Source organism: Falsiroseomonas frigidaquae (assembly GCF_012163145.1).
GTDB lineage: Bacteria > Pseudomonadota > Alphaproteobacteria > Acetobacterales > Acetobacteraceae > Falsiroseomonas > Falsiroseomonas frigidaquae.
In genome coordinates this window covers 632,274-655,879 of the sequence record NZ_JAAVTX010000002.1, presented here as the reverse complement: position 1 = coordinate 655,879, position 23,606 = coordinate 632,274, and the positions used below count along the sequence as shown (strand labels likewise).

Here is a 23,606-nt window from a genome sequence, read left to right as displayed (position 1 = left end):
GCTGCCATCATTGGCTTCGCGGACATCGCCCCCTCCGGTTGTTCTACTTGAATGCCGCCGCTCCGTCATGTCAACCGCGATTTACGTCAATCGTCCTTGACACTGCGAAGGCGGGGCCTCTAGCCTCCCTGAACAAGCACGGTGCGGGGAGAGAAAACGATGCGCGGGAAGGCGGCCCAACTGGCCAACATACGCGGTTTTCTCGCCTTTTCCCCCCATCGCGGGCTGCCGGCCAGGGGCCACGGCAGCCGTCTGCGGACAGCGGACCGCCTTTGACGGAGGGTTGTCAAGCCATGCTTACAATGAACGGGTTGTCCGGACTGCTTGACGCCTTGGACGCGTCGCCTTGGGGCGCCACGTCAGGCCGCGCCGTCCGCCACAACCGGGAGGCGATTGCCGCCCGGCGGCCGCTCTATACGCCCGAGGAACGGCGGCGGCGCGATGCCTCGCCCTGGACCCTGGTGCAGGGGGTTCTGGCGCCGATCCAGTTCGCGGTGTTCCTGGTCAGCCTCGGCCTGGTGCTGAACTTCCTGGCCACCGGGAATGGCCTGGCGGTGGCCACCGCATCGGTCGTGGTGAAGACGGCGCTGCTCTACACCATCATGCTGACCGGCTGCGTGTGGGAGAAGGTGGTCTTCGGCCGCTGGCTGTTCGCCCCGGCCTTCTTCTGGGAAGACGTCTTCAGCATGCTGGTGCTGGCGCTGCACAGCGCCTACCTGGTCGCGGTCTTCACCGGCTTCGGCGACGGCCAGGGGCAGATGCTGCTGGCACTCGCCGCCTATGCCGCCTACCTCGTCAACGCCGCGCAGTTCCTGATGAAGCTGCGCGCGGCGCGGCTGGACGAAGCCCGCACCAATTCCCGCGGCGTGGCAGCATGACCGCCGCGGCCGCCCTGCCCCAGCCTGGCTGCGCCGATGCGCCCGTGCTGCGGGAGCGCGGCCAGCGCGAGGTGTTCTGCGGGCTGACCGGCATCGTCTGGCTGCACCGCAAGATCCAGGACGCGTTCTTCCTGGTGGTCGGCAGCCGCACCTGCGCGCATCTGCTGCAATCCGCCGCCGGCGTGATGATCTTCGCGGAACCGCGCTTCGCCACCGCCATCATCGATGAGCGGGATCTCGCGGGCCTCGCCGATTGCAATGCGGAGCTGGATCGCGTGGTGACGCGGCTGCTGGAGCGGCGGCCGGATATCCGCATGCTGTTCCTCGTCGGCTCCTGCCCCAGCGAGGTCATCAAGCTCGATCTCTCCCGCGCCGCGCAGCGCCTGTCGCAGCGCTTCCTGCCGCAGGTGCGCGTGCTGAACTACTCGGGCAGCGGCATCGAGACCACCTTCACCCAGGGCGAGGATGCCTGCCTCGCCTCCCTCGTGCCGGAAATGCCGGCGGAGCCCGGCGCGGCGCGATCGCTGCTGGTGGTGGGCGCGCTGGCCGAGGTGGTGGAGGACCAGTTTCTCCGGCTTTTTGCGGCGCTGGGCGTGGGGCCGGTGCGCTTCCTGCCATCGCGCCGTGCGACGGAGCTGCCGCCGGTGGGGCCCGGAACGCGCTTCCTGCTGGCGCAGCCCTTCCTGGGCGACACGGCCCGCGCATTGGAAGCACGCGGTGCGACGCGCATCGCGGCGCCCTTTCCGCTGGGCGTGGAAGGCACCACTGCCTGGCTGACCGCAGCCGCCGAAGTGTGGGGCACCGCGCCGGTACGCATCGCGGAAGCCACCGGCAGTGCCGCCGCGCGCGCCACCGCGGCGCTGGCGCGCATTCGCCAAAGGCTCGATGGCCGCAGCATCTTCTTCTTTCCGGACAGCCAGCTGGAAATCCCGCTGGCGCGCTTCCTGTCGCGCGAACTCGGCATGCGCCTGACCGAAGTCGGCACGCCCTATCTGCACCGCCAGCACTTGGCGGAGGAGCTGGCGCTGCTGCCGGAAACGGCGACGCTGTCCGAGGGCCAGCATGTGGACCGGCAGCTGGATCGCTGCCGCGCGCTTCGGCCGGACCTCACCGTCTGCGGCCTGGGTCTCGCCAATCCGCTGGAGGCGGAGGGGCTGACGACGAAGTGGTCCATCGAGCTCGTCTTCACGCCGATCCAGGGCTACGACCAGGCGGCGGACCTGGCCGAGCTCTTCGCGCGGCCGCTGCTGCGCCACGCGAAGCTGACGGTGTAGCACGATGCAGCTCGCACTCTGGACCTATGAAGGCCCACCCCATATCGGCGCGATGCGCGTCGCCACCGCGATGGAAGGCGTGCACTACGTGCTGCACGCGCCGCAGGGCGATACCTACGCCGATCTGCTGTTCACCATGATCGAGCGCCGCGCCAAGCGCCCGCCCGTCACCTACACCACCTTCCAGGCGCGCGACCTGGGCGGTGACACGGCGAACCTGTTTCGCGAGGCGGTGCTGGATGTCTATGAGCGCTTCAGGCCGCAGGCGATGCTGGTGGGTGCGAGCTGCACGGCGGAACTGATCCAGGACGATCCGGGCGGGTTGGCGAAGACGCTGGGCCTGCCGATCCCGGTGGTGCCGCTGGAACTGCCCGCCTATCAGCGCAAGGAGAACTGGGGCGCGTCCGAGACTTTTTATCAACTGGTCCGCGCCTGCGCCGGGCCGCATGTGCCGAAGCCCGGCACGCTGCGCACGAAGAACGCCGTTCCCCGCTGCAACATCCTCGGTCCTACTGCGCTCGGCTTCCGGCATCGCGATGACGTGCCGGAGGTGGAGCGGCTGCTGGCGGCGCTCGGTATCGAGACGCATGTGATCGCACCGATGGGCGCGACGCCGGCCGATCTCGCCACGCTGGGCGAGGCCGACTTCAACGTGGTGCTCTACCCGGAAGTCGCCGGCCAGGCCGCGGCCTGGCTGCGCCGCAGCTTCGGCCAGCCCTGCACCACGGTGGTGCCGATCGGTGTCGGCGCGACGCGGGACTTCGTGCAGGAAGTCGCGAAGCTGGCCGGCGTGCCGGCGACGACGGCGGAGGGCACGCTGCGCCTGCCGTGGTATTCGCGCTCCGTCGACAGCACCTACCTGACCGGCAAGCGCGTCTTCATCTTCGGTGATGCGACGCATGCCATCGCCGCGGCGCGGGTGGCGGAGAAGGAGCTGGGCTTCACCGTGGTGGGCCTCGGCAGCTATTCGCGCGAATTCGGCCGCGAGGTGCGCGCCGCCGCCGCGCTGCATGGCGTGGAAGCGCTGATCACCGACGACTACCTGGAGGTCGAGGCGCAGATCGCGGCGCTGCAGCCGGAACTGGTGCTGGGCACGCAGATGGAACGCCACGTGGCCAAGCGCCTCGGCGTGCCCTGTGCGGTAATCTCGGCACCGGTGCATGTTCAGGACTTCCCGGCGCGGCATTCGCCGCAGATGGGTCTCGAAGGCGCGAATGTGCTGTTCGATACCTGGGTTCACCCCCTGATGATGGGGCTGGAGGAACATCTGCTCGGCATGTTCCGCGAGGATTTCGAGTTCAACGACGGCGTGCAGCCCAGCCACCTTGGCCACGGCACGCCGTCACAGTCGGGCAGAGAGGCAGCGCCCGCCGCGCAGCCCATGCCCGTGCCCGCGGCGGAGACTCCCCACTCCGCCGCGGGCGCCCCTTTGCTCGCCTGGGGTTCCGATGCGGAGAAGGAGCTGAAGAAGATCCCCTTCTTCGTCCGCGGCAAGGCCCGGCGCAACACCGAGCGATTCGCGCAGGAGCGTGGCATCGGGACCATCACCATCGAGACGCTCTACGACGCGAAGGCGCATTTTTCGCGGTGAGATATCTCTCTCGCCGCCGCACCGGAGGGCCGGATGCCTGAGGGTATGAATTGGCGTGCTGCCACCACGATGCGGGTTGTCGTGGTCACCATGGACAGCCACCTGGCCGGCGCGATGATGCAGGCGCGCGACGTGCTGCGCCGCGATGTTCCCGACCTCGAACTCTCGGTGCATGCGGCCGATGAATGGGGCACGGATGCGGAGGCGCTGGCCGCCTGCCACACGGATATCGCGCGCGGCGACATCGTCATCGCGACCATGCTGTTCCTGGAAGACCACATCAACCTGGTGCTGCCGGCACTGCGCGCACGGCGCGATGCCTGCGATGCCATGGTGTGCTGCCTGTCCGCCGGCGAGGTGATGAAGCTGACCCGGCTCGGCCGCTTCGACATGGGCGCCGAGGCGAAGGGCGTGATGGGCTTGCTGAAGCGCCTGCGCGGCAGCAAGAAAGGCGCGGCCTCATCCGGCAAGGGCCAGATGAAGATGCTGCGGGAACTGCCGAAGCTGCTGCGCTTCATCCCCGGCACCGCGCAGGATGTGCGGGTGTATTTCCTGGCCCTGCAATACTGGCTGGCCGGCAGCCAGGCCAATCTGGCGAACCTGGTGCGGCTGCTGGTGAACCGCTACGCCGCCGGGCCGCGCCAGGTGCTGGTGGGCACGCTGAAGGTGGCGCCGCCGGTGGAATACCCGGAGGTCGGTCTGTACCACCCGTGCATCCCCGGCCAGGTGACGGACCGCGTGTCCCAGCTTCCGGCGCGCGGCGGCAAGGGCACCGTCGGGCTGCTGATCATGCGGTCCTATGTGCTGGCCGCCAATGCCGCGCATTATGACGGCGTGATCGCGGCGCTGGAGGCGCATGGGCTGAACGTGGTGCCCGCCTTCGCCAGCGGCCTGGACAATCGCCCGGCCATCGAGGCCTTCTTCAAGCGCGATGGCGTGGCCACGGTGGATGCGGTGGTCTCGCTCACCGGCTTCTCGCTGGTCGGTGGCCCCGCCTACAATGATGCCCGCGCGGCGGAGGAAACGCTGGCGGCGCTGGATGTGCCCTACATCTCCGCGCATCCGCTGGAATTCCAGACGATGCGGCAGTGGGAGGCGGATCCGCGCGGTCTTCTGCCGGTGGAAGCCACCATGATGGTCGCGATCCCGGAACTGGATGGCGGCATCCTGCCGATGACCTTCGGTGGCCGCAGCGGCGATGCAGCGGATGGCTCGCCAGGCGGCCGCGACATGGTCTCCTACACCGAGCGGGCCAGGACGCTTGCGGATCGGGTCGCGCGCCTGGTTGCGCTGCGGCGCTCGGCGCGGGCGGAACGGCGTGTGGCGGCCGTGGTGTTCAACTTCCCGCCCAATGCCGGCAATACCGGCACCGCCGCCTACCTCTCCGTCTTCCAGTCGCTGTTCAACACGCTGCGGGCGATGCAGCAGGCGGGCTACACGGTGGAGATGCCGGCCAGCGTGGATGCGCTGCGCGACGCCATCATCAACGGCAATGCCCAGCGCTACGGTGCGGTGGCGAATGTCGCGGCGCGCATCCCGGCGGATGACCATGTGCGGCGCGAGCGGCATCTGGCGGAGATCGAGCGCACATGGGGCCCCGCACCGGGCCGCGCACAATCGGATGGCGCGAGCATCTTCGTGCTGGGCGCGCAGTTCGGCAATGTCTTCATCGGCGTGCAGCCCGGCTTCGGCTATGAGGGTGACCCGATGCGGCTGCTGTTCGAGCGCGGCTTCGCGCCGACGCATGCCTTCAGCGCCTTCTATCGCTGGATCCGCGAGGATTTCGGCGCCCATGCCGTGCTGCATTTCGGCACGCATGGCGCGCTGGAATTCATGCCCGGCAAGCAGGCGGGGCTTTCCGCCGAGTGCTGGCCGGACCGGCTGATCGGCGATTTGCCGAACCTGTATCTCTATGCCTCCAACAACCCGTCGGAAGGCATGCTGGCGAAGCGGCGCGCGGGGGCCACGCTGATCAGCTACCTGACGCCGCCGGTGACCAGCGCCGGGCTGTATCGCGGGCTGCTCGATTTGAAGGCGACGCTGGATCGCTGGCGCGCGCTGGAGCCGGATGCCGATGCCGGCGTGCGCGCCGCGCTGGCCGAGCTGGTGCAGGCGCAGGCGGCGGCGGTGGACCTCGCCCCGGCAACGCCGGCCTGGAGCGCGGTGGAGGCGCCAGGCGTCATCCAGCGCCTCGGCAACCAGCTTCTGGAGCTGGAATACACGCTGATCCCGCACGGGCTGCATGTGGTGGGCGAGGTGCCGGATGCGGCGCAGCGGAAGGAGATGCTGGAGGCGGCCGGCGTCACCGATGCCGCCGAACTCGCCCGGCTGGATGCGCTGCTGGCGACGGAGCATGAGCTGCCCGCGATCCTGCACGCGCTGGATGGCGGCTATACCCGCCCCGCCCCGGGTGGCGACCTGCTGCGCACCACGGATGTGCTGCCGACGGGGCGCAACCTGCACGGCTTCGACCCCTTCAAGATCCCCTCCGCCTTCGCGGTGAAGGATGGCGCGCGGCAGGCGGAAAGGCTGCTGGCGCGACATGCCGCCGATGCAAAGGGGCTGCCGGAGACGGTCGCGATCGTGCTGTGGGGGACGGACAATCTGAAGACCGAGGGCGGCCCGATCGCCCAGGCGTTGTGGTTGATGGGTGCCGAGCCGCGGCATGATAGCTACGGCCGCCTGACCGGCGCGAAGCTGGTGCCGCTGGAGGTGCTGGGCCGCCCGCGCATCGACGTGATGGTCACCCTCTCCGGCATTTTTCGTGACCTGCTGCCGCTGCAGACGAAGCTGCTGGCGGAGGCCGCGCTGCTGGCGGCAAATGCCGAGGAGCCGATTGAGCAGAACTTCATCCGCAAGCACGCCCTGGCGCATATCGCGCAGCATGGCGGGGAGATGGCGCAGGCTGCCCTGCGCGTCTTCGGCAATGCGGATGGCGCCTATGGCACCAACGTCAACCAGATCCTCGATGCCGGGCTGTGGACGGATGAGGACGAGCTGGCCGAGGCCTATGTGAAGCGCAAGGGTTTTGCCTATGGCGTGGATGGCAAGGCGGCGCGCCAGGACAAGGTGCTGACGCAGCTTCTGGGCTCGGTAGATGTCACCTACCAGAACCTCGACAGCGTCGAGGTGGGGCTCACCACCATCGACCAGTATTTCGACACGCTCGGCGGCATGAGCCGCGCGGTACGGCGCGCGCGCGGAGGCCGGGAAGCCGCCGTCTATATCGGCGACCAGACCCGCGGCGAGGGCACCATCCGCAGCGTCGCGGAACAGGTGGCGCTGGAGACGCGGACCCGGGCGCTGAATCCCAAATGGTTCGAGCCGCTGCTGGCGCATGGCTATGAGGGCGTGCGTCAGATCGAGGCGCAGGTCACCAACACCATGGGCTGGTCCGCCACCACCGGCCAGGTGGCGCCCTGGATCTACCAGAACCTGGCCGAGACCTACATGCTCGACCCCGCCATGCGCGCGCGGCTCGCCGCGCTGAATCCCACCGCTTCCGCGAAGATCGCCAACCGGCTGATCGAAGCGCAGGAGCGCAGCTACTGGCAGCCGGATGCCGAAACCCTCGCCGCATTGCGGCGCGCGGGTGAGGAACTGGAAGACCGGCTCGAAGGCATTACCGAGGAGATGGCGGCATGACCGTGATCGTGCGACCGCGGCCGGATGAGCGCCTGATCGGCGATGGCGATGGCAGCGTGCAGGTGCATATGCACGACCCGCTGAAGATCGACGGTGCCAAGGTGTTTGCGATTTACGGCAAGGGGGGCATCGGCAAGAGCACGACGTCGTCCAACCTGTCCGTGGCCTTCGCAAAATTAGGAAAGCGCGTGCTGCAGATCGGCTGCGATCCGAAGCACGACAGCACCTTCACCCTGACCGGCCGGATGATCCCGACGGTGATCGACGTGCTGGACGGCGTGGGCTTCCATTCTGAGGAACTCCGCGCCGAGGATTTCGTGGTGGAAGGCCGCCATGGCGTGATGTGCGTGGAGGCCGGCGGCCCGCCTGCCGGCACGGGCTGCGGCGGCTATGTGGTGGGCCAGACGGTGAAGCTGCTGAAGGAGCATCACCTGCTGGAGGATACCGACATCGTCATCTTCGACGTGCTCGGCGACGTGGTGTGTGGCGGTTTCGCGGCGCCGCTGCTGCATGCGGATCGCGGCGTGATCGTCGCGGCGAATGATTTCGACAGCATCTTCGCGATGAACCGCATCGTCGCCGCCATCAAGGCGAAGTCGGCGAATTACGGCGTGCGACTGGGTGGCGTCATCGTCAACCGGTCCAAGGACACGGACCAGATCCAGAAATACAACGACGCGACGGGCATGAAGATGCTGGCGCATCTGCCGGACCTCGACGTGATCCGCCGCTCCCGCCTCAAGAAGGCGACGCTGTTCGACATGGAGCAATCGCCGGAGGTGGAGGGCGTCTGCAACGAATATCTGCGCCTGGCCGCCGGCCTGCTGGCCGGCGTCACGCCGCTGGATGCGACGCCGCTGAAGGACCGCGAGATCTTCGACCTGCTGGGGTATGACTGAGATGCCCACCGCCAGCTACGCCACCCGCCGCGGCGAATTGGAGACCTATTTTGACCGCACCGCGGCCAAGGCCTGGGAACGCCTGACCTCCGACGCGCCGGTCAGCGGCATCCGCGCCACGGTGCGGGCCGGGCGCGATGCGATGCGTGCGAAGCTGCTGTCCTGGTTGCCGCCGGATCTGCGCGGCAAGCGGGTACTGGATGCCGGCTGCGGCACCGGCGCGCTGGCCGTGGAAGCCGCGCGACGCGGGGCGGAGGTGGTGGCCGTCGACATCTCCCCCACGCTGGTCGCGCTGGGGCAGGAACGGGCCGCCGGGCAGCACGGCGCTGGCTCCGTCAGCTTCCATGTCGGTGACATGCTGGACCCCGCCTTCGGGCGCTTCGATCACGTGGTCGGCATGGATTGCCTGATCCATTACAAGCCCGCCGATGTATTGCGCGCGCTGGCCGGGCTTTCGGCGCGCACCGACCGCAGCATCCTGTTCACCTTCGCCCCGCGCAGCGCCTTCCTGATGGCCTTCCTCACCGTCGGCCGCCTGGTGCCGCGCGGCGATCGCTCGCCGGCCATCGTGCCGGTGGCGGAGGCCAGGCTGCGGCGGCTGGTTTCCGGCGATCCGGCGATGGCGGGCTGGCATCCGGTGCGGACGCATCGCGTGGCGAGCGGCTTCTACACCTCTCAGGCGCTGGAGCTCGTGCGGCGATGAAGCGCCCCGGCAGGATCATCCGGATGTGGCAGGGCGTGGGGCCGCATCTGCTGCCCTTCGCCAGCGCCACGTCGGAACGCCTGCCGATGGCGCGGCTGCTGCGGCTGTCATTGTTCCAGATCTCCTGCGGGATGGCGGCGGTGCTGCTGGTCGGCACGCTGAACCGCGTGATGATCGTGGAGTTGCACGTGCCGGCCTGGCTGGTCGCCACCATGGTGGCGCTGCCGCTGGTCTTCGCGCCGCTGCGCGCGCTGATCGGCTTCAAATCGGACACCTACAAATCGGTGCTCGGCTGGCGCCGCGTGCCCTATCTGTGGCTCGGCACCATCATCCAGTTCGGCGGCCTGGCGATGATGCCCTTCGCACTGCTGGTGCTGTCCGGCGACACCTGGGCGGAGCCCTGGGCCGGGCAGCTGGCCGCGGCCATCGCCTTCCTGATGACCGGGTTCGGCATGCACATGGTGCAGACGGTGGGCCTCGCCTTGGCCACGGACCTGACGCCGCGCGACCAGCAGCCGAATGTGGTGGCGATGCTGTCCGCGATGCAGCTGGTGGGCATGGTGCTCTCGGCCCTGGTCTTCGGCGCGCTGCTGGCGGATTTCTCGCAGTTGCGGCTGATCCAGGTGGTGCAGGGCGCGGCGGCGTTGACGCTGGTGCTGAACCTGGTGGCCGCCTGGCAGCAGGAAGCGCGCGACCCGACCCGCACCGCACGGACCGGCGAACGTGAGCCGACCTTCTTCGAGGCCTTTCGCGCGCTGCGCCGCTCCGGCCCGTGGAACCGGCGCCTGCTGGGCGCGGGGCTGGGCACGGCGGGCTTCGCCATGCAGGACGTGCTGCTGGAGCCCTATGGCGGGCAGATCCTCGGCCTGCCGGTGGGCGCGACCACGGCGCTGTCGGCGCTGCTCGCCGGCGGGTCGGTGCTTGGCTTCCTGCGGGCCGCGCGGCGGCTGGGGCAGGGAGCGGACCCGCACCAGGTGGCGGCGCTGGGTGGGTTGTTCGGCATCGGCGGCTTCACGCTGATCATCTTCTCCGGCGCCGTCGGCAGTGGGGCCCTGTTCGCCGGCGGCGTGGCGCTGATCGGCTTCGGCGCGGGGCTGTTCGGGCACGCAACGCTGACCGCCTGCATGCGCGCGGCGCCGCCGGAACAGGCGGGGCTGGCGCTCGGCGTCTGGGGCGCGGTGCAGGCCACGGCGGCGGGCAGCGCGATCGCACTGGGCGGCGTGCTGCGGGATGTGGTCTCCGCCATGGCGCAGGCCGGTGCGCTGGGCGAGGGCCTGGCGCAGGCGGCCACCGGCTATGTCAGCATCTACCTGATCGAGATCGCGCTGCTGTTCATCACCCTCGCCGTTGTCGGGCCGCTGGTCCGCAAGGGCGGCGTTCCTCAAACACGCCCCGCGGCCAGCCTGGCCGGCGCGGCGCAGATCTGACCACCAGGAAAGCGGAGGCCAACAATGCCCGGCGCACACCAATTCGTTCAGATGGATCTGGCGGCGGGGCTGCTCTATGCCTTCTTCGCCTTCTTCTTCGTGCTGTGCCTGTGGCTGCATCGCGAGGGCAAGCGGGAGGGCTATCCGCTGATCTCGGACCGGCCGAGCCATCCGCTGCGCGTGCCGATCGAAGGCTTTCCCGGCGTGCCGCGGCCGAAGGTGTTCAAGCTGAAGCATGTCGATCCGCATCTGCTGAACCGGCGTGAACGGGACCTCACGGGCCTGGTGGTGCCGGCCGATGGCTATCCCGGCGCGCCGCTGATTCCGACGGGCGACGCGATGCAGGACGGCATCGGTCCGGCCGCCTATGCGGAACGCGCCGATGTGCCCGACCTTACCTTCGACGACGAACTGCCGAAGATCGTGCCGCTGCGCGCCGCGCCCGGCTTCACCATCGGCGAGACGGACCCGGACCCGCGCGGCAAGCCGGTGGTGACGCTGGACGGCAGGATCGCCGGCGTGGTGGTGGATCTCTGGGTCGACCGGTCCGAGATGATCCTGCGCTACCTGGAAGTGGAGGCCGCCGGCGCCGCGCGGCGCGTGCTGGTGCCGATGTTCCTCGCCACCATCAATTCCGCCGGCACCGTGCGCGTTATCTCGGTCACCGCCGCGCAGCTCGCCATGGCGCCGGGAATCGCGCAGCCGGAGCAGGTCACGCTGCTGGAGGAGGACAAGGTCGCGGCGTATTTCGGCGGCGGGCACTTCTACGCGACGCCCGAACGCAGCGAGGCGCTGGTATGAGCCGGCACCCCGACATCGCGGAGCATGACGGGGAACCGATCCCCGGCCTGCCCGGCCCGCTGCCGCAGGGCGAGAGCATCCTGTGGCAGGGGGCGCCCGAATGGCGCGGCATTGCGCGGCGGGCGCTGTTCGTGCGCGGCATCGCCATCTACTTCGTCCTGCTCGCCGTGCTGCGTGGCGCCGACCTGACCGCGAATGGCGCGGGCGCGATGGAGGCACTGGCGGAGTCGCTGCTGCTGGTGGTGATCGGCGCCGTTCCTGTTTCGCTGCTGCTGCTGTTCGCCGGGTTGTCGGCGCGCACCAGCCTGTACACCATCACCACGCGACGCATCGTCATGCGCGTCGGCGTGGCGCTGCCGATGACCATCAACATCCCCTTCGTGCTGATCGATCGGGCCGGCGTGGCGAAGCATGCGGATGGCACCGGCGACCTGGTGGTGAGCCTGGCGAAGCCGCACCGTGTCTCCTGGCTGGCGCTTTGGCCGCATATCCGGCCCTTCCGCATTTCCCAACCCGAACCCATGTTGCGGGCGCTGAAGGATGCGGATGTGGCGGCGCAGGTGCTGGCCCGCGCCCTGGCAGCCGCGGCCTCGGTGCCCGTGCCGGCGATGGCTTCCGCCAGCGAGGCACGCAAGCCGGGTCACGCCGAAGCGATGGCCTGAACAGGGGAGGAATGGCGATGTCGCAGACCATCGAGACCAACCCGATCCTGCGGCGCCCGGCGCTGATCTGCGGCACGATGATCGCGGGCACGCTGGCGCTGGTACTGGCCTCGCCCTTCCTGCCGAGCGCGCGGGACGGCGTGGTGCCGGTGGCGCTCGCGCAGCGGGATCTGTTCTTCGCCGATCGCGCCGACGGCGGCGTGGTCATCACCGATTCCCGTGACGGCCGGCAGGTGGCCGTGCTGCAGCCGGGCGAGGGCGGTTTCGTCCGCGGCACGGTGCGTGGCCTGGTGCGCGAAAGGCGGCGCGAGGACATCGGTTCCGCGATACCGTTTCGCCTTACGGCATGGCAGACTGGCCAGATCACGCTGGAAGACCAGGCCACCGGGCGAAGACTGGATCTGACCGGGTTCGGCCAGACCAATGCAGGGGCGTTCGTGCGTTTGCTGTCAACCAAGGAGTAACCAGGATGAACGGCCGCTGGGGAGTGGGCCGGGCGATCTTCGGTGGTGAAACCCTCGAAGTGCCCTGCATGGTGGATATCGAGCGAACGGCGGATAGCTTCCATGCCTACGCCGTGCCGGAAGGCGTGTTCCTGCGCCCCGGCGACCAGGTCATCGTGCATGGCACGCCGGACCATGTGGCGTTCGGCGAGCGGATGACCTTCGAGACGCGGGCAACGGTGCTGCGCGCCGGGCCGCTGACGCGCTTCTGGACCCAATGGGTCGCGATCTTCGAACTGACCGAATTGTACCACTGCGGTTTCGAGCCGAAGGAGGCCGTCGCATGGAACGCCTGATTCTCGATGGGCCGGCCGTGGGCGAAGCCGCGGCGCCTGGATTGACGCCGGGTGGGCGCCCGGATGCCGATGGCATCGCCACCAAGATGGCATTGACGGAAACGGTGCTCTCACCGCGCTTCTACACCACGGACTTCGATGCGATGGACCGCATCAGCATCGAGCCCGTGCGAGCGCAGTGGGATGCGATGATGGCGGAATTCCACGCCGACCCGAACAAGGGGCATTTCACGCGAACCGCCGAATTCGACGCCTTCGACATCAAGGCGTTGCCGGAGCCGCTGCAGAAGGAATTGCTGGAATTCCTGGTGAGCTCCGTCACCGCCGAATTCTCCGGCTGCGTGCTGTATGCGGAAATCCGCAAGCGCGTGACCAACCCGGACATGAAGGACATCTTCGGTGTGATGGCGCGCGATGAAAGCCGGCATGCGGGATTCATCAACGATGCGCTGAAGGATGTCGGCGTCGGCGTCGACCTCGGCTTCCTGACCAAGGCAAAGAAGTACCACTACTTCCAGCCGAAGTTCATCTTCTACGCCACCTATCTGAGCGAGAAGATCGGCTACGCCCGCTACATCACCATCTTCCGGCAATTCGAGCGGCATCCGGAGTTGCGCTTCCACCCGATCTTCAAGTGGTTCGAGAACTGGTGCAATGACGAGTTCCGGCATGGCGAGGCCTTCGCCCTGCTGATGCGCGCCAATCCGCATCTTCTGTCGGGCGCCAATGTCTACTGGGTGCGGTTCTTCCAGCTCGCGGTCTTCGCCACCATGTATGTGCGCGACCATGCGCGGCCGGAATTCCACAAGGCGCTCGGCATGACGCCGACGGATTACGACATGAAGGTCTTCCGCATCACGGAGGAGATCTGCCGCCAGGTCTTCCCGGCGACGCTGGATGTGGACAATCCGAGCTTCCTGCGTGGGCTGGAGCGGCTGCGGAAGATCGGCGATGGCATCGCGGCGGCCAAGGCGCAGGGCGGCGTGGTCGGCGGGGTGAAGCGCGCCGGACTGTCCATTGCCGCGGCGGCCAATTTCGCGCGGCTGTACTTCCTGCCGCCGCGGCGCCAGGCATTGCCGGCCGATCCGCGCCTCTCGCCGGCCTGGTAGCATCATGGCCGAGCATGGGCTGCCCGCGCTGTTCACCCTGTTCATCTGGTGGTTCAGCACGGGCGTCATCCTGTACCTGGACGGGCTGCGGCGGGAGACGTTCCGGTGGACTATGCTCGGCGCCACCACCCTGCTGCTGGCCGCTCTCGCAGGGCTGCATGCGACGGCCTGGGACACGACGACCGGCGGCGCCTATCTCGGCTTCTTCTGCGGCCTGCTGGTCTGGGCCTGGATCGAGACCGCCTTCCTCACCGGCCTGGTCACCGGACCCCGGCGCACCGCCTGTCCTCCGGGCGCCACCGGCTGGGTGCGCCTGCGGGCGGCGCTGGCGACGGTGCTGTGGCATGAACTGGCGATCATCGGAGGCGCCGCCTGCATCGCGCTGGCGACCTGGGGCGCACCGAACCGCATCGGGCTGTGGACCTTCCTCGCCTTCTGGATCATGCGGCAATCCGCCAAGCTGAACGTGTATCTCGGCGTGCGGAACCTGGCGGAGGCCTTCCTGCCGGAGCATCTGCGCTACCTGGAGAGCTTCTTCCGGCGCCGCCGGATGAATGCGCTGTTCCCGGCTTCCGTTGCCGCCGGGATTCTGGCCTGCGTCCTGCTGGTGCAGCAGGCGATCGCGGTGGATGCAACGCCGCATCAGGTGGCGGGGTTCTCCCTGCTCGCCACGCTGGTCGCACTCGGCCTGGTCGAGCATATCTTCATGGTGATGCCGGTGCCGGCCGATGCGCTCTGGCGCTGGGGCCTCGCCTCGCGCAAGGAAAGGCCGGTGCCTGCGCCGGCCTCGGTGACATGATAGGGTGCGAGCCAACGCACCATGCAACACGTCCGGCCATGCTCACGGCCACTGGGGGTCCGCGATGAACTACGAATCCTTCTTCCGTGCCCAGCTCGACGGCCTCCGGCGCGAGGGCCGCTATCGCGTCTTCGCCGATATCGAGCGTCATGCCGGGCAATTTCCGAAGGCGACACGGCATCGCAACGGCAAGACCTCGGAGGTCACCGTCTGGTGCTCCAACGACTACCTCGGCATGGGGCAGCACCCGAAGGTGCTGGCGGCGATGCACAAGGCGCTGGACCAGCATGGTGCGGGGGCGGGCGGCACGCGCAATATTTCGGGGACGAACCACGAGCATGTGCTGCTGGAACGTGCCCTGGCGCGGCTGCATGGCACGGAAGACGCGCTGCTGTTCAATTCGGGCTACATGTCCAACTGGGCGTCGCTGTCCACACTGGCGGCGCGGATGCCGGGCTGCGTCATCGTCTCGGATGAGATGAACCACGCCTCGATGATCGAGGGCATGCGCCATTCCCGCGCCCAGCGCCGCATGTTCCGCCACAACGACCTGGTGGATCTGGAGCGCGTGCTGTCCGAGATCGATCCCTCCGCACCAAAGCTGGTGGCCTTCGAAAGCGTGTATTCGATGGATGGCGACATCGCCCCCATCGCCGCCATCTGTGACCTGGCCGACAAATACGGCGCGATGACCTATTGCGACGAGGTGCATGGCGTCGGCCTGTATGGTCCGAACGGCGGCGGCATCACGGACCGTGATGGCGTCTCCCACCGGCTGACCGTCATCGAGGGGACGCTGGCAAAAGCCTTTGGCGTGATCGGTGGCTACATCGCCGGCTCCGCCGCCATGTGCGATTTCGTCCGCAGCTATGCCAGCGGCTTCATCTTCTCCACGGCCCTGCCGCCGGCCATCGCCGCCGGCGCGCGGGCTTCCATCGAACATCTGATGGCGAGCGACGTGGAGCGCGACCGGCTGCATGAGCGTGCGGCGACGCTGCGCAAGCGGCTGGATGCGATCGGCGTGCCGCATCTGGACAATCCCAGCCACATCGTGCCGGTGATGGTGGGCGACCCGGTGGTCTGCAAGGCGATCAGCGACATCCTGCTGGATGATCACGGCGTCTATGTGCAGCCGATCAACTACCCCACCGTGCCGCGCGGCACGGAGCGGCTGCGGATCACGCCGAGCCCGGTGCATAGCGACGCGGATATGGACCATCTGGTGCAGGCGCTATCCGCCGTGTGGTCGCAGTTCAGCCTGCAGCGGGCCGCCTGATGGATATCGGGGCGAGCGCCTTGGCCAGCCGGAAGACCGTCGCGGCACGGCCGGTCTTCCCGTTCGACGCCATCGTCGGCCAGGATGAGATGAAGCTCGCCTTGCTGATCGCGGCGGTCGATGCCTCCATCGGCGGCGTGCTGGTATTCGGCGATCGCGGCACCGGCAAATCCACCGCGGTGCGCGCCCTGGCGGCGCTGCTGCCGCCGATGCAGGCGGTCGCCGGCTGCCGGTTTTCCTGCGATCCGGCGCGGCCGGAGGCGCTGTGCGATGTCTGCCGCGACGCCACCGATCTCGTCGTTGCGACGGTGCCGGTGCCGGTCGTGGACCTGCCGCTTGGCGCCACGGAGGACCGCGTGGCCGGCGCGCTGGATATCGAACGCGCCCTGGCGCAGGGCGAGAAGGCCTTCGAGCCCGGGCTGCTGGCCCGCGCGCATCGCGGCTTCCTCTACATCGATGAGGTGAATCTCCTCGAGGACCATCTGGTCGACCTGCTGCTGGATGTGGCCGCCTCCGGCGAGAATGTGGTGGAGCGGGAGGGCATCAGCATCCGCCACCCGGCGCGCTTCGTGCTGGTCGGCAGCGGCAATCCCGAGGAAGGTGAGCTGCGACCGCAATTGCTGGACCGCTTCGGCCTGTCCGTCGATGTCCGCACGCCGACGGACCTTGCGACGCGCGTCGAGGTGATCAAGCGGCGCGATGCCTTCGAGCGCGATGGCGCCGGCTTCCTGGCGAAATGGGCGGAGGCGGCGGCGGCGACGCGGGATCGCATCCTGGCGGCGCGCGCCCTGCTACCGGCCATCACCGTGCCGGATGTGACGCTGGAAAATGCGGCGCGGCTCTGCATGGCTCTCGGCACGGATGGGCTGCGCGGCGAACTCACGCTGATCCGCACGGCGCGCGCCCTGGCGGCGCTGGAGGGTGACGAGGTTGTGGGCGTGCCGCATCTGCGCCGCATCGCCGCACCCGCCCTGCGCCACCGCCTGCGCCGCAACCCGCTGGATGAGGCGGTGGCCACCACGCGCGTCGATCGCGCCGTGACCGAGCTGTTCGGCGCGTGACCAACCTCGCGGCACCCGCTTCGGATGCCGTGCAGGCCGCGCTGCTGCTGGCGGTCGATCCCGTGGGTCTCGGTGGCGCCGTACTGCGCGCCGCCCCGGGGCCGGAGCGGGAGGGGTGGCTGGCCGGGCTGCGCGCGGCGCTGCCCGCCGGCACGCCCTGGCGGCGCCTGCCGCTCGGCATTCCGGATTCGCGGCTGCTCGGGGGGCTGGATCTCGCCGGCACGCTGGCGGCCGGACGGCCGGTGCTGGAACGCGGCGTGCTGGCGGAGGCCGATGGCGGCATCGTGGTCGCCAGCATGGCGGAACGGCTGGAGGCGAATACCGCGGCGAAGCTGGCGGCTGTGCTGGATGCCGGGCAGGTGGCGCTGCAGCGGGACGGGCTGGACCTGATCCTGCCCGCGCGCCTCGCCCTGGTTGCGCTGGATGAGGGGCTGGCGGCGGAGGAGACGCTGCCGCCCGCCTTGGCCGAACGCCTGGCCTTCCGGCTGGAGCCGGAGGCGGTGCCGCTGGACGCTGCCTCGCAGGTCGCCGCCGCACGCGCACGGCTGGGGCAGGTAGCGGTGCCGGATGCGCTGCTGCCGGCGCTGTGCGGCGCTGCCATGCAGTTCGGCATCGCCAGCCTGCGCGCCCCGCTTTTCGCCCTGCGCGCGGCGCGTGCGGCGGCGGCGCTGGCCGGGCATGCGGCGGTGGAGGAGGCGGATGCGGCACTGGCCGTGCGGCTGGTTTTCGGCCCGCGCGCCACCTGCCTGCCCGAAGCGGAGCCGCCCGCCGCGCCCGAGGATCAGCCGCAGGACAGCGCCCAGCCGGAGCCGCAGCCAGGGCCCCAGGAATTGCAGGAGATGTTGCTGGAGGCGACGCGCGCCTCGCTGCCCGCCGGGCTGCTGGCCGCGCTGGGCGCTGGCGCGCGGGATGCGGCGCGCCGCGCCGGCGCACAAGGGCGCGAGGGCCAGCGCCGGCAATCCGCGCTGCGCGGCCGGCCGATCGGCACCCGCGCGGGCGCGCTGCGGGCCGGCGCCCGGCTTTCCCTGGTGGAGACGCTGCGCGCCGCGGCGCCCTGGCAGGGCATCCGCCGGCGGGAACGGGCCGGCCGGCCCGGCCCGCTGGTGCTGGTGAAGCGCGACGACATCCGCCTGCTGCGCTTCCAGCAGCACACCGAGACCACCGCCATCTTCGCCGTCGATGCCTCCGGCTCCGCCGCCCTGGCGCGGCTGGCGGAGGCCAAGGGCGCGGTGGAACTGCTGCTGGCCGATTGCTATGTGCGGCGCGATCGCGTCGCCGTGGTCGCCTTTCGCGGCCGCGCGGCGGAGCTGCTGCTGCCGCCGACCAATTCGCTACTGCGCGCCAAGCGCAGCCTCGCCGGCCTGCCTGGTGGTGGCGCCACGCCGCTGGCCGCCGGTATCGATGCGGCGATGGCGCTGGCCGAGGAAGCCCGCCGCCGCGGCCGCACGCCGCTGCTGGTGCTGCTGACCGATGGCCGCGCCAATATCGCCCGCGATGGCACGGCCGGCCGGCCCCGGGCGGAGGCCGATGCGCTGGCCGCCGCCGCGCCCTGCCGCGCCGCCGGGATCGCCACGCTGCTGGTCGATACCGCGCCGCGCCCGCAGCCCTTCGCGAAGCAGCTCGCGGAGGCGATGGGCGCCCGCTACCTCGCGCTGCCCAGCGTGGATTCGCAGAAGCTCTCCGCCGCGGTGGCCACGACGCGGGAGGTGGCGTGATGGCCGAACGCCCGAACTGGGCCATCGAGGGCCGCGACTGGCCGAACCGGGAAGCCAGCCGCTTCGTCACCGCCGCCGGCCTGCGCTGGCATGTGCAGGTGATGGGCCAGGGACCAGTCCTGCTGCTGCTGCACGGCACCGCCGCGGCCACCCATTCCTGGCGCGACATGCTGCCGCTGCTGGCGAGCGACTTCACCGTGGTGGCGCCGGATCTGCCTGGCCATGGATTCTCGGATGGCGTGCCGGCGGCGCGGCTTTCGCTGCCCGGCATGGCGGCTTCCGTCGCCGCGCTGCTCGGCGTGCTCGGGCTGCGGCCGGTGCTGGCGGCGGGGCACTCCGCGGGCGCTGCCATCCTGCTGCGCATGGCGCTGGATGGGCGCATCGCGCCGGATTGCATCCTCAGCCTGAACGGCGCGCTGCAGCCGCTGGGCGACCGCCACGCCGCCTTCTTCACGCGCACCGCGCGCATGCTGGTGGGCCTGCCCTTCGTGCCGAGCCTGTTTGCCTGGCGCGCCGCGGACCGCGCCGTGGCGGAACGCCTGCTGCGCGACACCGGCAGCAAGATTGATAGCCGCGGCGTCGATTTCTACGCGCGGCTGTTCCGCCATTCCGGCCATCTGGCGGCGGCGCTCGGCATGATGGCGCATTGGGACCTGGTGCCGCTGCTGCGCGACCTGCCGAGGCTGGCGCCGCGGCTGGTTCTGGTGGTGGGCGCCAATGACCGCGCCGTGCCGCCGGCGCAGGCGGAGGCGGTGCGCCGGCGGCTGCCCGCGGCGCGCATCATCACCTTGCCCGGCCTCGGCCATCTGGCGCATGAGGAACAGCCGGCGCGGGTCGTGGCGCTGATCCAGCAGGAATGCGCGGGGGCGCTGGCGGCATGAAGGATCTTTCCGCCGAGGATCGCGCCGCCTGCCGCGCCATGCTGGCGGGCGGGTCGAAATCCTTTCGCGCCGCGGCGCTGCTGCTGCCGTCGCGCATCGCGGAGCCGGCGGCGGCGCTCTATGCCTTCTGCCGCGTTGCCGATGACGCGATCGACGAGGCGCCCGATGCCGCCGCTGCGCTGCCGCCGCTGCAGCGCCGGCTGGATGCGATCTATGCCGGCCGGCCGCAGCCGCATCCGGCGGATCGCGCCTTCGCCGTGGTGGCCAGGGATTTCGCGATTCCGCAGGTGCTGCCCGCCGCGCTGCTGGAGGGCTTCGCCTGGGACGCCGAGGGCCGCCGCTATGCCGACCTCGCGGCGCTGGAAGCCTATGCCGCGCGCGTTGCCGCGACGGTCGGCGCGATGATGACGCTGCTGATGGGCGTGCGCTGCCCGGCGGCGCTGGCGCGGGCCTGCGACCTCGGCGTGGCGATGCAGCTGACCAATATCGCCCGCGATGTGGGGGAGGATGCGCGCAACGGCCGGCTTTACCTGCCGCTGGACTGGATGGCGCAGGAAGGCGTTTCGGCGCAGGCGTTTCTCGCCCGACCGGCCTTCACCCCGGCGCTCGGCCGCGTGGTGCAGCGGCTGCTGGATGCGGCGGATCTTCTGTATGCGCGGGCGGAGGATGGTTTCGCGCGGCTGCCCTGGGATTGCCGTGCGGGCATCGGCGCGGCGCGGCATGTCTATGCCGGCATCGGCCGCGCGGTGGAACGCCAGGGGCATGATTCGGTCAGCCGGCGCGCCACGGTGCCGAACCGCCGCAAGGCACTGCTGATGGCGCGCGGTGTCGCGGCGCTGGCCGCCCGTCGCGCCGCCAACCCCGCGCCGCCACTGCCCGCCACGCGCTTCCTGGTGGAAGCGGTGGCCGCGCAGCAGCCGCAGCCCGCTGCCAGTCTTGCGGACCGTATCGCCCGCGCCGTCGCGCTGTTCGACAGGCTGGCGCAGGATGCGGCGCTGGGACCGATGGCGCGCTAAGGCTCAGCGCGCCACCACCAGTCGGTACAGGTGCCAGGTTGCATGTCCGAGCACCGGCAGCACCACCGCCAGGCCGATGAACAGCGGCAGCGATCCCAGCAGCAGCAGCGCCGCGACGATCAAGCCCCAGGCCGCCATCGGCAGCGGATTGGCGGCCACCGCGCGCAGCGAGGTGCCGATCGCCTGGCCCAGCCCCGCCTGCGGCCGGTCCAGCAGCAGGGGGAAGGACACCACCGTCAGCGCCAGCACCAGGGCGGCGAAGCCGAAGCCGACCAGATGGCCGATCAGCAGCATCCGCTGCCCTTCCGCCGTGCCGAAGACCTGCTCCAGCAGCGCCAGCGCGCCACCATTGTAGCGCGGATCGGTCGGCAGCGTGCCGAGCGTGGCGGCGTGGATCGCATCCGCCGTCCACAACCAGGCTGTGAACAGCACCAGCAGCAGCACGGCCAGCCCGGAGATGGCGGGCAAGGCGGGCGAGCGCAGCACCTGGAACACGTCGGTCCAGCTTGTCGGCAGCCCGGCCTCGCGCCGCCGGCTGATCTCATAGAGGCCAAGCGCGGCAAGCGGGCCGACCAGCGCGAAGCCGGCGGCCATCGGGTAGAACAGGTGCATCACCTCCCCGCCTGCCGCCAGCGTCGCGGCGACCAGCCCGATGACGGGATAGAGGATGCAGAGGAACATCAGCTGTGTCGGCGTCGCCAGGAAATCGGCCCAGCCGCGGCGCAGCGCCGTGCCGAGGTCCTCCAGCCCGATGCGCCGCAGTTCCGGCGGCGCGCTTTCGAAGTTGCGCGTGGTGGTCATAGCCTCAGCCATCGTTCGCTTCCCCCTGCTGGGTTCCGCGGACGGCCCGGTGCCGGCGATGCCCGGCAAGGACCCCGCATCTGTCAATTGGGACGTCCGCGCCCGGCTGCGTCTCAAGCCCGCGTGACCGATTGGCGGTTGACTTAACTGTCAAGAAAGACTGACACTCGGCACTGACAAGCCAGGCTTACATCAGGCCGGCGCGGTTGGGAGGTTGCCGATGGATGCCGTCTCGCGGATCGAATCCAGCCTGGCCGATGCCGTGCTCTGCGCCGAGGCGGCGGGCGCGCCGCCGCGCCTCGCGGCCGCCATGCGGCATGCGGTCTTCCCCAAGGGCGGGCGCATCCGGCCGCGCCTGACGCTGGCGGTGGCGGCGGCCTGCGGCGATGACCGGCCGGCGCTGTCCTCCGCCGCCGCGGCCGCGATCGAACTACTGCATTGCGCCAGCCTGGTGCATGACGACCTGCCCTGTTTCGACGACGCGGCGACCCGCCGCGGCAAGCCCAGCGTGCACCGCGCCTATGGCGAGCCGCTGGCGGTGCTGGCAGGCGACGCGCTGATCGTGCTGGCCTTCCAGACCCTGGCGCGGGCCGCCCCTTCGGCGCCGGAACGGCTGGGCCCGCTGTTGCTGGTGGTTGGCGATGGCGTCGGCGTGCCCTTCGGCATCGTCGCCGGCCAGGCCTGGGAATGCGAGCCGCGCGCCGACCTGTCGGAATACCAGCGGCAGAAGACCGGCAGCCTGTTCGCTGCCGCGACCGTCGCCGGCGCCACCGCCGCCGGCCATGTGGAGCCGGAAGCCTGGCGCCTGCTCGGCGACCGGCTGGGCGAGGCCTACCAGGTGGCGGACGATTTACGAGATGCGGTGGAGGATGAGGCGACACTCGGCAAGCCGGTGGGCGTGGACAAGGCGCTTGGCCGGCCGAGCGCGGTTGCGGAATTCGGCCTGGACGGCGCCGTGGCGCGGTTGCGGGCGCTGTCCGAGCAAGCTGTGGCGGCGATACCCGAATGCCGCGGCCAGGCCCTGCTGCGCGGCCTGATCCTGGCCGAGGCGAAGCGACTGGTGCCGGCCAAGCTGGCCGCCCAGGCGGCGTGAGGGCGCCCGCCACCCTGGCCGCGCCCGGATGGATGGACCGCTTCCGCGCGTGGCGGGAGGGGGTGACGGCCAATCCGCGCTTCCGCGCCTGGGCCGCGCGCTTCCCGCTGACCCGGCCGATGGCGCGGCGGCGTGCGCGGCAGTTGTTCGATCTCTGCGCCGGCTTCGTCTATTCCCAGGTGCTGGCCGCCTGCGTGCGGCTGCGGCTGTTCGAGATCCTGCACGAGGCGCCGGCCAGCGAGGCCGCGCTGGCGCTGCGCCTTGCGGTGCCGCCGGAGGCGATGGGCCGCCTGCTGGCCGCCGCCGCCGCGCTGGACCTGACCCGCCGGCGCCAGGACGGGCTGTGGGTGCTGGGCCCGCTGGGGGCGGCCATGATTGGCAACCCGGGCATCGCCGCCATGGTGGAGCACCACGCGCTGCTCTACGCGGATCTGGCGGACCCCGTCGCGCTGCTGCGGCGGGACCGCGGTGGCAATGCGCTGTCCGCCTACTGGGCCTATGCCGGCGCCGTGGCGCCGCAGGCGCTGGGGGCGGAGCGCGTGGCCGACTACTCCGCGCTGATGGCGGCGTCCCAGCCGATGGTCGCGGCGGAGGTGCTGGCCAGCTACGATTTCCGCCGCCACCGCGCGCTGCTCGATGTCGGCGGCGGGGAGGGCGCCTTCCTGGCGGAGGTCGCCCCGGCCGCGCCGGATCTGCGGCTGATGCTGTTCGACCTGCCCCAGGTGGCCTCCCGCGCCACGGCGCGCTTCGCTTCACGCGGCTTGTCCGGGCGTGCGGAAGCCTTTGGCGGCGACTTCACCACGGATCCGCTGCCGCAGGGCGCCGACCTGATCAGCTTCGTCCGCGTGTTGCACGACCACGATGACGCCGTGGTGATGGGCCTGCTGCGCGCCGCCCGTGCCGCGCTGCCCGCCGGCGGCCGCCTGCTGATCGCCGAGCCGATGGCCGGCACCAGCGGCGCGGAGCCGATGGGGGAGGCGTATTTCGGCTTCTACCTGCTGGCCATGGGACGCGGCCGCCCGCGCCGCCCGGAGGAACTGCAGGCGATGCTCGCCGCCGCCGGCTTCGGCCGCAGCCGGGCCCTGCCAACGCCGACGCCGCTGCTGACACGCGTGCTGGTTGCCGATGTCAGCGCGACCTGACGCTCGCATGTCAGTTTGTCTTGACATGCATCAC

21 protein-coding genes are annotated in these 23,606 nt (G+C 70.3%); 20 read left to right on the top strand and 1 reads right to left on the bottom strand.

Annotated elements, in window-relative coordinates; all coding sequences use genetic code 11:
• Positions 1 to 332 precede the first annotated feature (332 nt).
• The 18 genes from bchF (at position 333) to HB662_RS07430 (ending at position 20,536) form a co-directional block, all read left to right on the top strand.
• The gene (bchF, locus tag HB662_RS07515; protein WP_342449461.1) at positions 333 to 878 is read left to right on the top strand and encodes a 2-vinyl bacteriochlorophyllide hydratase; all 546 of its coding nucleotides are present in this window, start codon (positions 333 to 335) and stop codon (positions 876 to 878) included.
• Positions 875 to 2,152 (top strand): ferredoxin:protochlorophyllide reductase (ATP-dependent) subunit N, encoded by a 1,278-nt coding sequence (locus tag HB662_RS07510; RefSeq protein WP_168048773.1) that lies wholly within the window; start codon positions 875 to 877, stop codon positions 2,150 to 2,152. Before bchF ends, HB662_RS07510 begins: the two co-directional genes overlap by 4 nt.
• Before the next feature lie 4 nt (positions 2,153 to 2,156).
• Positions 2,157 to 3,743 carry a ferredoxin:protochlorophyllide reductase (ATP-dependent) subunit B gene (gene bchB / locus HB662_RS07505; RefSeq protein WP_168048771.1) on the top strand — a complete coding sequence of 529 codons (1,587 nt, stop codon included), beginning with the start codon at positions 2,157 to 2,159 and terminating at the stop codon, positions 3,741 to 3,743.
• Positions 3,744 to 3,788: 45 nt separating this feature from the next.
• Positions 3,789 to 7,388 carry a magnesium chelatase subunit H gene (locus HB662_RS07500; RefSeq protein ID WP_245185487.1) on the top strand — a complete coding sequence of 1,200 codons (3,600 nt, stop codon included), beginning with the start codon at positions 3,789 to 3,791 and terminating at the stop codon, positions 7,386 to 7,388.
• Complete coding sequence (gene bchL, locus HB662_RS07495; RefSeq protein WP_168048767.1) at positions 7,385 to 8,287, top strand: ferredoxin:protochlorophyllide reductase (ATP-dependent) iron-sulfur ATP-binding protein; 903 nt, start codon at positions 7,385 to 7,387, stop codon at positions 8,285 to 8,287. Before HB662_RS07500 ends, bchL begins: the two co-directional genes overlap by 4 nt.
• Position 8,288: 1 nt before the next feature.
• On the top strand, positions 8,289 to 8,990 hold the full coding sequence (gene bchM, locus HB662_RS07490) for a magnesium protoporphyrin IX methyltransferase (protein WP_168048765.1): 702 nt from the start codon (positions 8,289 to 8,291) through the stop codon (positions 8,988 to 8,990).
• Complete coding sequence (locus HB662_RS07485; RefSeq protein WP_168048763.1) at positions 8,987 to 10,417, top strand: PucC family protein; 1,431 nt, start codon at positions 8,987 to 8,989, stop codon at positions 10,415 to 10,417. Before bchM ends, HB662_RS07485 begins: the two co-directional genes overlap by 4 nt.
• Before the next feature lie 24 nt (positions 10,418 to 10,441).
• A complete protein-coding gene (gene puhA, locus HB662_RS07480; protein ID WP_168048761.1) occupies positions 10,442 to 11,218 on the top strand; it encodes a photosynthetic reaction center subunit H in 777 nt (258 codons plus the stop codon).
• Positions 11,215 to 11,880, top strand: coding sequence for a photosynthetic complex putative assembly protein PuhB (gene puhB / locus HB662_RS07475; RefSeq protein WP_168048759.1), 666 nt, complete (start codon positions 11,215 to 11,217; stop codon positions 11,878 to 11,880). Before puhA ends, puhB begins: the two co-directional genes overlap by 4 nt.
• A 17-nt stretch (positions 11,881 to 11,897) precedes the next feature.
• Positions 11,898 to 12,344 carry a photosynthetic complex assembly protein PuhC gene (puhC, locus tag HB662_RS07470; protein ID WP_168048757.1) on the top strand — a complete coding sequence of 149 codons (447 nt, stop codon included), beginning with the start codon at positions 11,898 to 11,900 and terminating at the stop codon, positions 12,342 to 12,344.
• A gap of 5 nt (positions 12,345 to 12,349) precedes the next feature.
• Positions 12,350 to 12,679, top strand: a complete 330-nt coding sequence (locus HB662_RS07465) for a hypothetical protein (protein ID WP_168048755.1) — start codon at positions 12,350 to 12,352, stop codon at positions 12,677 to 12,679.
• Positions 12,667 to 13,788, top strand: a complete 1,122-nt coding sequence (acsF, locus tag HB662_RS07460; RefSeq protein WP_168048753.1) for a magnesium-protoporphyrin IX monomethyl ester (oxidative) cyclase — start codon at positions 12,667 to 12,669, stop codon at positions 13,786 to 13,788. The genes HB662_RS07465 and acsF overlap by 13 nt, the downstream gene beginning before the upstream one ends.
• Before the next feature lie 4 nt (positions 13,789 to 13,792).
• Entirely contained in the window at positions 13,793 to 14,587 is a 795-nt protein-coding gene (puhE, locus tag HB662_RS07455; RefSeq protein ID WP_168048751.1) for a putative photosynthetic complex assembly protein PuhE, read from the top strand.
• 64 nt (positions 14,588 to 14,651) lie between these two features.
• Positions 14,652 to 15,863, top strand: coding sequence for a 5-aminolevulinate synthase (hemA, locus tag HB662_RS07450; protein WP_168048749.1), 1,212 nt, complete (start codon positions 14,652 to 14,654; stop codon positions 15,861 to 15,863).
• Complete coding sequence (gene bchI / locus HB662_RS07445; RefSeq protein ID WP_168048747.1) at positions 15,863 to 16,924, top strand: magnesium chelatase ATPase subunit I; 1,062 nt, start codon at positions 15,863 to 15,865, stop codon at positions 16,922 to 16,924. Before hemA ends, bchI begins: the two co-directional genes overlap by 1 nt.
• Positions 16,921 to 18,639 carry a magnesium chelatase subunit D gene (locus HB662_RS07440; RefSeq protein ID WP_168048744.1) on the top strand — a complete coding sequence of 573 codons (1,719 nt, stop codon included), beginning with the start codon at positions 16,921 to 16,923 and terminating at the stop codon, positions 18,637 to 18,639. The genes bchI and HB662_RS07440 overlap by 4 nt, the downstream gene beginning before the upstream one ends.
• A complete protein-coding gene (gene bchO / locus HB662_RS07435) occupies positions 18,639 to 19,520 on the top strand; it encodes an alpha/beta fold hydrolase BchO (protein ID WP_168048742.1) in 882 nt (293 codons plus the stop codon). Before HB662_RS07440 ends, bchO begins: the two co-directional genes overlap by 1 nt.
• Positions 19,517 to 20,536 (top strand): phytoene/squalene synthase family protein, encoded by a 1,020-nt coding sequence (locus tag HB662_RS07430; RefSeq protein ID WP_209443148.1) that lies wholly within the window; start codon positions 19,517 to 19,519, stop codon positions 20,534 to 20,536. Before bchO ends, HB662_RS07430 begins: the two co-directional genes overlap by 4 nt.
• Positions 20,537 to 20,539: 3 nt before the next feature.
• Here the strand turns inward: HB662_RS07430 and HB662_RS07425 are convergent, their stop codons facing one another.
• Positions 20,540 to 21,349: a DUF2189 domain-containing protein gene (locus HB662_RS07425; protein ID WP_168048738.1), complete on the bottom strand. Its 810-nt coding sequence runs from the start codon at positions 21,347 to 21,349 to the stop codon at positions 20,540 to 20,542.
• Positions 21,350 to 21,557: 208 nt separating this feature from the next.
• Here HB662_RS07425 and HB662_RS07420 point away from each other — a divergent pair, with 208 nt between their 5' ends.
• Together HB662_RS07420 and HB662_RS07415 are read left to right on the top strand one after the other, a co-directional pair.
• On the top strand, positions 21,558 to 22,430 hold the full coding sequence (locus HB662_RS07420; RefSeq protein ID WP_168048736.1) for a polyprenyl synthetase family protein: 873 nt from the start codon (positions 21,558 to 21,560) through the stop codon (positions 22,428 to 22,430).
• Between the two features lie 32 nt (positions 22,431 to 22,462).
• Positions 22,463 to 23,572 carry a methyltransferase gene (locus HB662_RS07415; protein ID WP_171970225.1) on the top strand — a complete coding sequence of 370 codons (1,110 nt, stop codon included), beginning with the start codon at positions 22,463 to 22,465 and terminating at the stop codon, positions 23,570 to 23,572.
• The last annotated feature ends 34 nt before the right edge of the window (positions 23,573 to 23,606 follow it).

What these genes read in the sequence shown, in the direction of transcription:
- puhE (WP_168048751.1), top strand. Translation starts at nt 13,793, where the DNA reads ATGGCCGAGCATGGGCTGCCCGCGCTGTTCACCCTGTTCATCTGGTGG.
- HB662_RS07425 (WP_168048738.1), bottom strand. Translation starts at nt 21,349, where the DNA reads ATGGCTGAGGCTATGACCACCACGCGCAACTTCGAAAGCGCGCCGCCG.
- HB662_RS07420 (WP_168048736.1), top strand. Translation starts at nt 21,558, where the DNA reads ATGGATGCCGTCTCGCGGATCGAATCCAGCCTGGCCGATGCCGTGCTC.
- bchO (WP_168048742.1), top strand. Translation starts at nt 18,639, where the DNA reads ATGGCCGAACGCCCGAACTGGGCCATCGAGGGCCGCGACTGGCCGAAC.
- bchL (WP_168048767.1), top strand. Translation starts at nt 7,385, where the DNA reads ATGACCGTGATCGTGCGACCGCGGCCGGATGAGCGCCTGATCGGCGAT.
- bchM (WP_168048765.1), top strand. Translation starts at nt 8,289, where the DNA reads ATGCCCACCGCCAGCTACGCCACCCGCCGCGGCGAATTGGAGACCTAT.
- puhC (WP_168048757.1), top strand. Translation starts at nt 11,898, where the DNA reads ATGTCGCAGACCATCGAGACCAACCCGATCCTGCGGCGCCCGGCGCTG.
- HB662_RS07415 (WP_171970225.1), top strand. Translation starts at nt 22,463, where the DNA reads ATGGACCGCTTCCGCGCGTGGCGGGAGGGGGTGACGGCCAATCCGCGC.
- hemA (WP_168048749.1), top strand. Translation starts at nt 14,652, where the DNA reads ATGAACTACGAATCCTTCTTCCGTGCCCAGCTCGACGGCCTCCGGCGC.
- HB662_RS07510 (WP_168048773.1), top strand. Translation starts at nt 875, where the DNA reads ATGACCGCCGCGGCCGCCCTGCCCCAGCCTGGCTGCGCCGATGCGCCC.
- puhB (WP_168048759.1), top strand. Translation starts at nt 11,215, where the DNA reads ATGAGCCGGCACCCCGACATCGCGGAGCATGACGGGGAACCGATCCCC.
- puhA (WP_168048761.1), top strand. Translation starts at nt 10,442, where the DNA reads ATGCCCGGCGCACACCAATTCGTTCAGATGGATCTGGCGGCGGGGCTG.
- HB662_RS07500 (WP_245185487.1), top strand. Translation starts at nt 3,789, where the DNA reads ATGAATTGGCGTGCTGCCACCACGATGCGGGTTGTCGTGGTCACCATG.
- bchB (WP_168048771.1), top strand. Translation starts at nt 2,157, where the DNA reads ATGCAGCTCGCACTCTGGACCTATGAAGGCCCACCCCATATCGGCGCG.
- acsF (WP_168048753.1), top strand. Translation starts at nt 12,667, where the DNA reads ATGGAACGCCTGATTCTCGATGGGCCGGCCGTGGGCGAAGCCGCGGCG.
- HB662_RS07430 (WP_209443148.1), top strand. Translation starts at nt 19,517, where the DNA reads ATGAAGGATCTTTCCGCCGAGGATCGCGCCGCCTGCCGCGCCATGCTG.
- HB662_RS07465 (WP_168048755.1), top strand. Translation starts at nt 12,350, where the DNA reads ATGAACGGCCGCTGGGGAGTGGGCCGGGCGATCTTCGGTGGTGAAACC.
- bchI (WP_168048747.1), top strand. Translation starts at nt 15,863, where the DNA reads ATGGATATCGGGGCGAGCGCCTTGGCCAGCCGGAAGACCGTCGCGGCA.
- HB662_RS07485 (WP_168048763.1), top strand. Translation starts at nt 8,987, where the DNA reads ATGAAGCGCCCCGGCAGGATCATCCGGATGTGGCAGGGCGTGGGGCCG.